At 49.9% G+C, this 11,059-nt stretch carries 10 protein-coding genes; 8 read left to right on the plus strand and 2 right to left on the minus strand.

Annotation, left to right across the window (positions count from 1 at the left end):
* Positions 1-147: 147 nt before the first annotated feature.
* Positions 148-711, minus strand: coding sequence for a beta-class carbonic anhydrase (locus B4V02_RS11110; protein WP_094154809.1), 564 nt, complete (start codon positions 709-711; stop codon positions 148-150).
* Between the two features lie 261 nt (positions 712-972).
* Here B4V02_RS11110 and B4V02_RS11115 point away from each other — a divergent pair, with 261 nt between their 5' ends.
* The 5 genes from B4V02_RS11115 (at position 973) to B4V02_RS11135 (ending at position 6,544) form a co-directional block, all read left to right on the plus strand.
* Entirely contained in the window at positions 973-2,490 is a 1,518-nt protein-coding gene (locus B4V02_RS11115) for a carboxypeptidase M32 (protein WP_094154810.1), read from the plus strand.
* A gap of 130 nt (positions 2,491-2,620) precedes the next feature.
* Positions 2,621-3,706 carry an ABC transporter substrate-binding protein gene (locus B4V02_RS11120; RefSeq protein WP_094154811.1) on the plus strand — a complete coding sequence of 362 codons (1,086 nt, stop codon included), beginning with the start codon at positions 2,621-2,623 and terminating at the stop codon, positions 3,704-3,706.
* A 32-nt stretch (positions 3,707-3,738) separates the two neighbouring features.
* Positions 3,739-4,515, plus strand: a complete 777-nt coding sequence (locus tag B4V02_RS11125) for an ABC transporter ATP-binding protein (protein ID WP_094156985.1) — start codon at positions 3,739-3,741, stop codon at positions 4,513-4,515.
* Between the two features lie 8 nt (positions 4,516-4,523).
* Positions 4,524-5,357, plus strand: coding sequence for an ABC transporter permease (locus B4V02_RS11130; protein WP_094154812.1), 834 nt, complete (start codon positions 4,524-4,526; stop codon positions 5,355-5,357).
* Positions 5,358-5,587: 230 nt separating this feature from the next.
* Positions 5,588-6,544, plus strand: coding sequence for an aromatic acid exporter family protein (locus B4V02_RS11135; RefSeq protein ID WP_094154813.1), 957 nt, complete (start codon positions 5,588-5,590; stop codon positions 6,542-6,544).
* 25 nt (positions 6,545-6,569) lie between these two features.
* Here B4V02_RS11135 and B4V02_RS11140 read toward each other — a convergent pair whose 3' ends face one another.
* Entirely contained in the window at positions 6,570-7,883 is a 1,314-nt protein-coding gene (locus tag B4V02_RS11140; protein WP_094154814.1) for an amino acid permease, read from the minus strand.
* Positions 7,884-7,998: 115 nt separating this feature from the next.
* On the opposite strand from B4V02_RS11140, the gene B4V02_RS11145 reads away from it, so the two are divergent.
* The 3 genes from B4V02_RS11145 to B4V02_RS11155 all read left to right on the plus strand — a co-directional run bounded on the left by B4V02_RS11145 (position 7,999) and on the right by B4V02_RS11155 (position 10,969).
* Entirely contained in the window at positions 7,999-8,895 is an 897-nt protein-coding gene (locus B4V02_RS11145; RefSeq protein WP_007430698.1) for a LysR family transcriptional regulator, read from the plus strand.
* Positions 8,896-9,021: 126 nt separating this feature from the next.
* Positions 9,022-9,579 (plus strand): outer spore coat protein CotE, encoded by a 558-nt coding sequence (locus tag B4V02_RS11150; protein WP_007430697.1) that lies wholly within the window; start codon positions 9,022-9,024, stop codon positions 9,577-9,579.
* Between the two features lie 124 nt (positions 9,580-9,703).
* Positions 9,704-10,969 carry a putative amidoligase domain-containing protein gene (locus B4V02_RS11155; protein ID WP_094154815.1) on the plus strand — a complete coding sequence of 422 codons (1,266 nt, stop codon included), beginning with the start codon at positions 9,704-9,706 and terminating at the stop codon, positions 10,967-10,969.
* Positions 10,970-11,059: the final 90 nt, after the last annotated feature.

Below are 11,059 nucleotides of genomic sequence, written 5' to 3' on the forward strand. Positions count from 1 at the left end.
GTGTTCATAGATTAGTCTCCAATTGCTCTGATCATTTGGCCTGCATATGCGCTTTTTTCATAAAAAGGAGGTGCCCCAAAAGCCATAAAAATGGCTATAGGGCACCCCTTTGATTTAGAGAAGGATATTTTCTGGCTTTTGAAAAGCTTACTGCTGGTTTCCGTCAACGACAAGCGTTAACTCTCCGGTGTCCGGATGAATGACCATCCCGTGAACAGGTGTATTGGGCGGGAGGAGCGGGTGGTTTTTAATAAGCTTTACTGTACTGCCGACCCCTTCCTCAATATTGTCAAAACCTTTCAGCCATTTGTTTAGTTTGATTCCCGAGTTTTCCAGTGTGTTCAACACTTCTTGCGAAATACCGCGATCCAGCATTTCATTGACCATATGGTCGGCGTTCAGCGCAGCCATACCGCATTCATAGTGACCTACAACGAGTACCTCGTCCGCTTCCAGCTCATACAGGGCAACCAGTACGCTACGCATTACGCTTCCGAAAGGCTGGGAGATAATCGCACCCGCATTTTTAATAATTTTGACATCACCATTGCGCAGGTTCATGGCTTTAGGCAACAGCTCAGTTAGCCGTGTATCCATACACGTAATGATGACCATTCTTTTGTTAGGGAACTTGCCTGTACGATAGGCCTCGTATTCTTTGTTTTCTACGAAAACACGGTTGTAATCCAGTATCTCTTTGAGGTGATTCACGATTGTTCCCTCCGTATACATTTTATTTTTATGAATAATGATTGGCGACAGACCAGCATAGAAGAAGCCTAATTTCCGGTCAGCACAGGCCGTAAATCAAGCTTTACTCCTTGGTGGATATGTAGTTCTGACGACTTTTAAATGTGTATCAGAAGCTGGCTGTGCGTGTTGTGTGTTGATTATACTTTTTATTATCATTATCATCAAGTAATAAGCATTGTAAAGTTTTATCCATTTTTAGTTAAAGAGGTGACTTCAATAATGGAGCAACAGACGTTAGATCAATTGACGGCATTAAAGGAGCTTTCTCACAAAATCAGCAGCTATGGCGAAGCAGTGGGCCTGCTGCACTGGGATTTACGCACAGGTGCTCCGCGTAAGGGTGTTGACATTCGTTCGGAAACGCTGGGGATACTGTCCACTGAAATGTTCAAGCTGATGATCTCGGATGAAATAGGGCAATTGCTGCAATTTTTTGCCGCCGCGGACAAGTTGGAGCAATTGGAGGACAATGATCGCAGATTGGTGGAGGAATGCCGTAAAAATTATGATCTGAATCGTTCGGTTCCGGCAGATCGTTACCGGGAATACAGCACGCTTGCTGCACAGGCCGAGAGCAAATGGGAAGAAGCGAAGGAACATAGCGATTTTGCTGGATTCGAACCGTATTTGTCAAAAATCGTGGATATGAAACGTGAGTTCATCGGCTACTGGGGAATCAAGGACACGGAATATGACACGCTTTTGGATCAATATGAGCCGGGTATGACCGTTGATAAGCTGGATGCCGTGTTTGATCGGCTTAAAAAGCGCCTTGTGCCGCTATTGTCCAAAATCCAGGCTTCACCCAACCAGCCGGATAGGAGCTTTCTGGACGGTGTGTTTGATGTCAAGCAGCAGGAGAAGTTCAGTCTGTTTATTTTGAGACAAATGGGTTATGACTTTGATGCAGGTCGTTTGGATGAAAGTGTACATCCTTTTGCAACAGGATTAAATCCGGGTGATGTGCGCATAACAACACATTATTTGCAAGATGAGGTGACCAGTGCTATTTTCAGCTCGTTGCATGAAGGCGGTCATGCACTGTATGAGCAAAATATTGCCCCTGAACTGGCAGGCTCGCTCCTGTCTGGAGGAACCTCTATGGGGATTCATGAATCCCAGTCCCGGTTGTGGGAAAATAAAATCGGACGCAGTCGTGCTTTCTGGGATCGATATTACGATGACTTGCAAAAGTATTTTCCTGAGCGCTTGGCGAAGGTTACGGCAGAGCAATTCTATCGGGCCGTTAACCGTGTGGAAAATTCATTAATTCGGATTGAAGCGGATGAGCTGACATATAATTTACATATCATTATCCGCTATGAAATTGAAAAAATGTTATTTAATGAAAAGCTGGATGTGAAGCGTCTTCCAGAGGTATGGAATGCGAAATATAAGGAGTATCTGGGGCTTGTCCCGCCGAATGACGGGCTGGGCGTACTTCAGGACGTTCACTGGTCCGGTGGTGATTTTGGCTATTTTGCCTCTTACTCACTGGGGAACATGTATGCGGCGCAAATTTTGGCGACGCTGCGCAAGGAGCTGCCGAACCTGGATGAGCTGATTGCTGCCGGAGAACTTGAGCCGATCAAGCAATGGCTGACCGAACGGATTTACCGTTATGGCAAGAGCCGGACGCCGTCCGAGCTGATTGTAGCTATTACGGGTGAGGATCTGAACCCGGATTATCTCGCCGACTATCTGGAAGAAAAATATATATCCATATACAAACTATAATGTGATTGCATGTGCATCTGCCCCGCGTTCCTGGGTGAACGCGGTTTTTTTGTATGCGATTAACCATTATATAGACAGTTGCATAACAATATATGAAGTCAACGATGTAAAAGGTGGGGAGGGAACAAGGATGAAAACCGGCGCTCGTTGCAAAGCTGTGGTGGCTGCTGCACTGCTCGGATTGCTGCTGCTCAGCGGGTGCGCACCCAAAGGAGAGCAGATGATTGAGATCAGACTGGGCGAGGTAGCCCGCACGGTCTTTTATGCGCCGCAGTATGTAGCCTTGAGCCAGGGGATGTTTGCTCAGGAGGGACTGGATGTCCAATTGGCGACCATTCCTGGAGGTGATAAGGCAATGACGGCGTTGCTGTCGAATCAGGCGGATATTGCACTGATCGGCGCGGAAACATCCATTTATGTGTATCAGCAAGGGGCGGAGGACCCCGTTATTAATTTTGCCCAACTGACACAGAAGGACGGAACGTTTCTGTTTGCTCGTCAAACGCAGGGCAGCTTTGACTGGGAAAAGCTGAAAAAGCAAAATTTTCTAGGTCAACGCAAGGGCGGAATGCCACAAATGTCGCTGGAATTTAGCCTGCGCAAGCACGGCATTGATCCTCATCAGGATCTGAAGCTGATTCAAAATATTGATTTTGCCAACGTGGCCTCTGCATTCGGCTCCGGGACAGGGGATTATGTACAGTTGTTTGAGCCACAGGCATCTATTTTTGAAAAGGAAGGCCGTGGACGGGTAGTTGCCTCCATTGGTGTGGAGAGTGGCGAGCTGCCATATACGGTATATATGGCAAAACAAAGCTATCTGAACACGAATGCCGCGACCGCGAAAAAATTTACAAACGCTGTATACCGGGCCCAGCAGTGGATTGCTGCACATTCACCTGAACAGATTGCTGAGGCGATTACGCCTTATTTTAAGGATATAGATTTGGCGATTCTGACGACCAGCATCAAGCGCTACAAGGAACAAGGTACCTATGCTTTGAACCCGATGATTGAAGAAAAGGAATGGAAGAATTTACAGGATATCATGACCTCGGCAGGAGAGCTGAAAAGTCCCGTTGTACTGGGTAAGCTGGTGAATGCGAGCTTTGCCCAGCAGGCAATTTCGGCATCTACCAATAACACCAACTCGCCTGCGAAAGCGAGCACAAACCAAACTACGGATGCAGATGTGAACACCGGAGGTTCGCCATGATCGGGGCACGAAGCGGATCTCCTTCGGATGTAATGGTCCCGATGGTGAGGCTGCAGCAAGTAACGCATGTGTATGTAACGGATCGGGAAGCTTCGCTGGCGGTTGAAAATATTGATTTTTCCGTGGCGACAGGGGAGTTCGTCAGCTTGGTCGGCCCGAGTGGTTGTGGCAAAACGACGATTCTGTCCATGATCGCCGGGCTGCTGCGGCCAGCAGCGGGCCAGGTGCTGCTGCAAGGACGGCCAGTGAGCGGCCCGAGCCCGGAGGTCGGCTATATGCTGCAGCAGGACTATCTGTTCCCATGGCGGACGATTATGGATAACGCCTTGCTGGGTCTGGAGCTAGGCAAGAGGGTAAATGAGGCTTCGCGCGAGCGGACACGTCTGCTGCTGGAGAGCATGGGCCTGGAAGGCAAGGAGCATTTGCATCCGTCCCAGCTGTCCGGAGGAATGCGCCAGCGTGTGGCGCTGGTGAGAACGCTGGCGACCAATCCGGGACTGCTGCTGCTGGATGAGCCGTTCTCTGCGCTGGATTATCAGACCAAGCTGCAGTTGGAAGACCTGATTGCCGAAACCTTGCGCGAGCGGGGGAAGACGGCTATTTTGGTTACACACGATTTGGCCGAGGCGATTGCGGTCAGCGACCGGATCATTGTGCTGGGCCGTAATCCCGGCCACATTCGGCGTACCTTCGACATTCCAAAATCCATTCGAGAAGCTCAACCTTTTTATGCACGTGATCAGCCGGGCTTTAATGAGCTTTTTCATGAAATATGGGGTGAACTGGAGGCTTCGGGAGTAAAGGAGTGAGTTAGACCATGAGGGATGAAGCGGATCGGCTTGAGCAACGCTGGATTCAAGAGCTGCATCAGGAGTATCGGCGTGGCAGGCGTTCGCAGCGGCGATTGGTGACAGGTGTACAGACAGCTATTTTATTGCTTTTATTTGTACTATGGGAAATTGCGGGCCGGATGAAGTGGATTGATGTACTATTGTTCAGCTACCCGAGCAAAATATTCACTCAGATTGGCAAGGATGCGATCAGTGGTGAGCTATGGGGGCATGTCGGCGTTACGGTGGGAGAGACTATAGCAGGTTTTTTACTCGGAACGCTGTTAGGCACACTGCTGGCTGTACTTATTTGGTGGTCGCCGTTTTTGTCGAAGGTGCTGGACCCCTATATGGTCGTGTTCAACAGTATGCCCAAGGTGGCACTGGGTCCGATTTTTATCGTCATGTTTGGGGCGGGCTTTACGGCTATCCTTATGACGACTCTCTCCATTATAGTCATCATTACGACGCTGGTCGTGTATAACAGCTTTCAGGAAGTTGACTCGAATCTGATCAAGGTAGTACGGACGTTTGGGGGATCGCGGCGTGATACGTTCCAAAAGGTGATCTTGCCTGCATCCTTCCCCGCTATCGTCTCTACGCTGAAAGTCAATGTCGGTATGGCATGGATTGGTGTGATTGTTGGTGAATTTCTGGTGGCCAAAAACGGGCTGGGCTATTTGATTATTTATGGTTTTCAGGTATTCAATTTTACGCTGGTGATGTCCAGTCTGCTGATCATTGCCATCGTAGCTACACTGATGTATCAGGCGGTTGTGTATGTCGAGCATCGTCTGTTGTCCGGTCGTCCTCATCGGTAATATAAATTTCTGAATATTTGTGTAAAACGTGAAAATAAAGTACCATGAAAATGAAATTACTTAAAATTTATGAAAACGAGCATTTTGCATAAATCCAAAGAGCGATTTAAATCTGCAATATATAGAGTGGAACGGTTTAGTTCATCTATGATATTGTTCTTTTGAGTGTCGGAAATCGAACAATGCAGAATGCTGACACAGATTTCACCTAGAGAGGACAGAGTTTTTTCATGGGCTTTCGTACAATTAAAACGGCTATTGCCGCATTAATGGCCGTACTCATTGCGGATGGTTTTGGCATTCATGGAGCTACCTCGGCAGGACTTTTGGCTATTTTGGGGGTGGATGTCACACGCAAGAGAAGCCTCCGTACCATTTCAGCGAGATTTTTTGCATCCGTTGTGGGGCTTCTTTTTGCTTGTGTTTTGTTTGTTGTTTTCGGATTCCATGATTGGGTTCTGGCATTATATATTTTGACGGCGTTCCCGGTCATTGTACGCGTAGGCTTTAAGGAAGGGATCGTCACGGGATCGGTTGTTGTTTTCCGTGTATTTAGCGGCGGTGTGATTGATATGGAGGTGCTTCTGACCCAGCTGGCTCTGCTCGTTATTGGACTGGGCTCCGCCATGGTCGTCAATTTGGCCTATATGCCGCGTTCCGATAACACGATGCAGCAAATTCGGCACGAGGTTGATCGGACATTTTCCGTCATATTCAGAAACATAGCCAATACACTGCGTAGTCCGGCATACATATGGGATGGCAAGGAAGTTATCGAAGCGAACAGTATCATCGCCAAGGGGGTGACCGAAGCGGGGCGTTCATTGGAAAATCAGATGCTCCGTCCCCAAGAGGGCTGGAATGTGTATTTTTATATGCGCAGGGAGCAACTGGATTCGATTCAAAATATGATGCAGCTGATCGCGCAAATGTACCAACACATGCCGCAGGCCAAGCTTCTGGCCGAGCTGTTCGACCAGCTTAGCCATGACGTTTTGGCCGGACATTATACAGGTCAGACCGAGAAGCTGCTGGAACAGGTTCGTGAGGAATTTAAAGAAATGGAGCTTCCCGCGACAAGGGAGGAGTTCGAGATTCGTTCGGCACTCTTGCAGCTTACGCATGAGCTGTACCAGTATTTGAAAATCGCCAAAAAGGACAAGGCCCCTACTCCGGTGAAAAATTAGAGTAAAAGCCTTGAGCGGCTGCTGTCTAGTGATGGACAGTGGCCTTTTCTTGTTCAATAACGGCAGAGGCCGTAGCAGGCAGGGAATGCTTGCGCCGAATACGTCCTGTGATCCATAGGGCAATGCTGATCAGTCCAGGATAGAGCATGGCCCACCCGACAAAGGGAAAAACGGCCGCTGTTGAGAAGAATGACACTGAGCTGATCGCGACACCCCAGCGACTGCCTCGTAGAAGCTTAATTCCCGCCGCACAGCCGCCGAGATAGGTCAGAATGAAGGTGGCGTTCGGGAACTGGATGAGGTTGGTGAGTGAAACGGCGCCACTACTGTACAGAGACATAATGATCACGAAGCAAACGGCAAGAAAAGCGATGCCCCCGATAGGTGTATGGAAACGCCGGGATAATATCCCCATCCAGCCGAAGGCGTGTCCTTGTCGGGATAAAGCATACGCGACCCGTGAAGCGGCACCAACATAAGCAATAATCGTTGCAGTACAAATAAAGATTCCCGTCAAGCCCGCGATGACTGCGCCCCATGGACCGATAGCTCGGCTGATCACCCATACAAGGGAAGCATCTGACCCTCCCGCAAGGTAGCTTTGTGTCCCGATCGTAGCCAATGCAGTCAGGAAATACAGCAGCCCAACGATGATAGCTGCAATGGTTACACCTTTAACAGCCGCCCGCTGGGGATTGGTGAATTCCTCTGACATATGGGATACGGCCTCCCAGCCGATGAAGCACCAGAACAGAATCGCGGCTGCCTGACCGACAGGGAGCCAGCCATGAGGAGCGAAGGGGATGAAGTGCACGGTTTTCATCTCGGGAAGTGCTGCGGCAATGGCGAAAATAAGGACAGCTACAATAGCAATGACGACAGCAATCTGAATGCGTCCAGCCACCTTCATGCCGATCCAGTTGATCACCAGTCCCACAGCCAGCATGGCAGCGGCTAGCATAATGCGGTTTTCCTCTCCCCAGCCCATGGCAGCGGTCATATAGCCAGCTCCGGTGAGTGCGGCAACAGGTGCCCCGATCGGAACGGACATGAGAAAAAACCATCCAATATATGAACCGGCACGTGGTGAAAAGGCCAGCGTGACAAAATGTGATACCCCTCCTGCATTCGGAAATTTAGCGGACAGGAGGCCCATGGACAGTGCCATTGGCAAGATGAGCAGGGTCATAAAGCCCCATGCCAGCAGTGATGCCGGCCCCGCCATTTGGGCGGCAAGACCGGGTACAATCAATATGCCCGAACCCAGCACAGCTCCGATATAGAGCGCAATGGCCTGTGGAAGACCAATGGTGGATTGCAGCTTGTGTTGACTTGTCATGCAGAAAATCCTTCTTTCTCTTGTCATTTCCTCCAGCTTATCAGATAATCAATCTATCGGAAAAACGGAATATAATGATAGATTGCATCGAAAAAAACGATGGAAGGAGCGGATTATGGAATCGCGCCATTTATTTACGTTTTTAAATGTGGTGGAAGCCGGCAGTTTTACACGAGCGGCGCGTATATTGGATTATGCACAGTCAAGTATCACGGCTCAAATCCAATCGCTGGAAGCCGAGCTGGGTACGCCGCTATTTGACCGTATCGGCAAGAAAATTATGCTGACGGACGCCGGACGACGCCTGCTGCCCTATGCGCAGGAAATTTCCAAGATGCATGCGATGGCCAAGGATGCGCTTTGTTCAGCATCGGAGCTGACTGGTACGCTGAAAATTGGAGCACCGGAGTCGCTGGCTGCTTTTCGATTGCCGGGTTTGATTCGTGAGTACAGGGAGAGGTATTCGAAGGTTAAAATCGTCCTTAAGCCCGGCGAATGCTGGGAATTGCGCGATATGGTTCGCTCCGGCGAGCTGGATTTGGCTTTTTTGCTTCAGCCTGAGACGGAGGACAGGGAGCTGCATGTGACCACGCTCATCCACGAGCCGATGGCACTGGTTGCGCCACTTGAGCATTCACTGGCTGCTTATTCAAGGGTAGAGCCTTGTGATTTAAAGGATGAAACTATTTTGCATACGGAGTCTGGCTGTACGTACCGTATTCTGTTTGAGCAGTATTTGAACAGACACGGTATTTTTGCGGACCCGAGTCTGGAGTTTTGGAGCATTGAAGCCATCAAGCAATGTGTCATGGCAGGCTTGGGGATTGCGCTGCTTCCGCTGGTCACGGTACAAAATGAGCTGCGTGAAGGGAAAATGACACGCTTAGCGTGGGATGACAGTGAGCAACAGGTGGCTACTCAGGTCACTTATCATACGAAAAAATGGAGATCTCCGGCTCTCAGCGAATTTTTACAGATTGTAGAGCAGCACGTAGCACATTGGCGTGCATGAGTTCAAGCCATTGCGGCATAAGCTTATACAAATAATATTTTTTCCTTTTCGCCTATTCACTCAACATTCGCCCACAACCTGCATACATATGTATGGAATGATTGATTGTATGGAGGAGGTTCAAGAATGGCATTGAGTCATAAAAATCGTAGAGAGATTATTACTAAAGCGATCTGTGGAAAAGGTCGCAGATTCTCTACCGTAACCCATACCGTAACTCCGCCCAATAATCCAACCAGCATTTTGGGGGCATGGATTATTAACCACCAGTATGAAGCTGTGGCGGCCGGGGACGGCATTGAGGTCGTCGGGACGTATGACATCAATATTTGGTACTCATACGATAAAAACTCGCAGACCGATGTGGCTAAGGAAACGGTGTCGTACGTGGAACATGTGCCGCTTTCGTATCTTGATCCGAAGCATCGGGCATCTACAGTGGAAGTATCCGCCGAAGCTACACAGGAGCCGAGCTGCGTTGAGGCCAGTGTATCTTCCGGGGGCGGCAGCGTAATGATCCGGGTCGAGCGGGAATTTGCGGTGGAGCTGGTGGCGGAAACGAAAATTGTTGTGGAAGTATTCCCGAATGGCAGCAGTGATGATTTTGACAAGGATTATGATTTTGGAGCGGAAGAAGGGGACTATGAGGAGCTCGACCCCGACCTCATTGACGACGAGCTCTGACGGAGGTAAACAAAAAGAGGGCCGCTTTACTCTTTGCGCCGGTCTGATTCTGCGCAGGGGGCAAAGGCCCTCCTTTTTGTTGTTATGCAGACATAATCCATACGTAATCCGTAGGGAGGGAAGCATGATGCAGCAGCCGGGACAGGCGCTCAGACGCTTTAGACAGATGCCGAATGATGAAAAAAAGCGCAGGCTGGAGCGTTCGGGTATATCGGTTCGTTGGATGGATGGCAGCACAGCGGATTTTGCGATAGGCTATGCAGTACAAATCCATCAATTGCAGGTGCTGGAAATTCGAAGACGTATCATTGAAGGGCGTTTCCATGAAGACCGTTTCCATGAAGGCCGTCCCGAAGTCCGCGCATATGATCCGTCTGCGCTGGATCGTAATTCACAGCTATATATCCGGATGGAGCGGCTGGCAGTGCGTACGCTGTACACACTTGGTTTGGACAGCGGTGAGGTAGTGCTGACGCTGCTGGGGGAACGCAGCTGTCAGGTGCGTGATGTTGCGGCACAGCCATGGCTGAACGACAGACGCTTGGATGCGCTTTATGAAGCTGCAGCGCGTGAAGAAGAGGCTCAGGAGGAGGACTTTCTAGCGGAACGCGGGAGAAACCGACTGCTGATCGGCATGGACCCCGAATTTTTACTGGTTCGGATGCCCGAGGGGCGGATAGTTCCGGCCTCAAGGTATTTGAGCCGCATTGGCGTGGCAGGCTGCGATGCCGTATCGCGCCGAGGACGGACGCTATATCCGGTAGCTGAGCTACGTCCTGCACCGAGCAGCGATCCGACCCTTCTGCTGAAGCACCTGCGTCAAGCTTTTGCAACAGCTGCCCGGCGTATTGGCGACCGAACGCTCATCTGGCAGGCAGGCGGGATGCCACAACCGGGCTTTCCACTGGGCGGACATCTGCATTTTAGCGGGGTGCCGCTAAACGGGGCGCTGCTGCGGACGCTGGACAATTATTTGGCGCTGCCTTTGGCGCTGCTGGAAGACAAGCGCGCGGCTCGGCGCAGACCACATTATGGCAATTTGGGAGACTTTCGCCGTCAGTCGTACGGAGGCTTCGAATATCGAACCCTGCCCAGCTTTCTGGTCTCGCCCCAACTGGCAAAAGGTGTGATTGGAATGGCTTTTCTTATCGCGTCTCAATACCCTCGTTTACAGCGTAGACCGCTGGATGAGGAGGAGGCTCACCGAGCCTTTTATGAAGGAAACCAGATTTTACTTAAGAAGTATATGGAGCCTCTTATTCCCGATATCGTTTCACTAGAGGTATATCCGCAATATGAAGCTTATATCGGGCCTTTGCTGGATAGCCTCCACAAGGGGAAGCAGTGGGATGAGTCGCGGGATCTGCGTCCATTTTGGAAACTTTCGTAAAATCAGTCGGCGACGGCCGGGATGCTTTTATGTTATCGACTGTCATTTTTGTTATAATGATAGGTAATGCAAGTTTTAACGGAAAAGTGT

The sequence above is a fragment of the Paenibacillus kribbensis genome, assembly GCF_002240415.1.
Taxonomy (GTDB): Bacteria; Bacillota; Bacilli; order Paenibacillales; family Paenibacillaceae; genus Paenibacillus; species Paenibacillus kribbensis.

Coding starts and splice junctions, on each gene's coding strand:
- B4V02_RS11115 (WP_094154810.1), top strand. CDS start 973: ATGGAGCAACAGACGTTAGATCAATTGACGGCATTAAAGGAGCTTTCT.
- B4V02_RS11120 (WP_094154811.1), top strand. CDS start 2,621: ATGAAAACCGGCGCTCGTTGCAAAGCTGTGGTGGCTGCTGCACTGCTC.
- B4V02_RS11125 (WP_094156985.1), top strand. CDS start 3,739: ATGGTCCCGATGGTGAGGCTGCAGCAAGTAACGCATGTGTATGTAACG.
- B4V02_RS11130 (WP_094154812.1), top strand. CDS start 4,524: ATGAGGGATGAAGCGGATCGGCTTGAGCAACGCTGGATTCAAGAGCTG.
- B4V02_RS11135 (WP_094154813.1), top strand. CDS start 5,588: ATGGGCTTTCGTACAATTAAAACGGCTATTGCCGCATTAATGGCCGTA.
- B4V02_RS11140 (WP_094154814.1), bottom strand. CDS start 7,883: ATGACAAGTCAACACAAGCTGCAATCCACCATTGGTCTTCCACAGGCC.
- B4V02_RS11145 (WP_007430698.1), top strand. CDS start 7,999: ATGGAATCGCGCCATTTATTTACGTTTTTAAATGTGGTGGAAGCCGGC.
- B4V02_RS11150 (WP_007430697.1), top strand. CDS start 9,022: ATGGCATTGAGTCATAAAAATCGTAGAGAGATTATTACTAAAGCGATC.
- B4V02_RS11155 (WP_094154815.1), top strand. CDS start 9,704: ATGATGCAGCAGCCGGGACAGGCGCTCAGACGCTTTAGACAGATGCCG.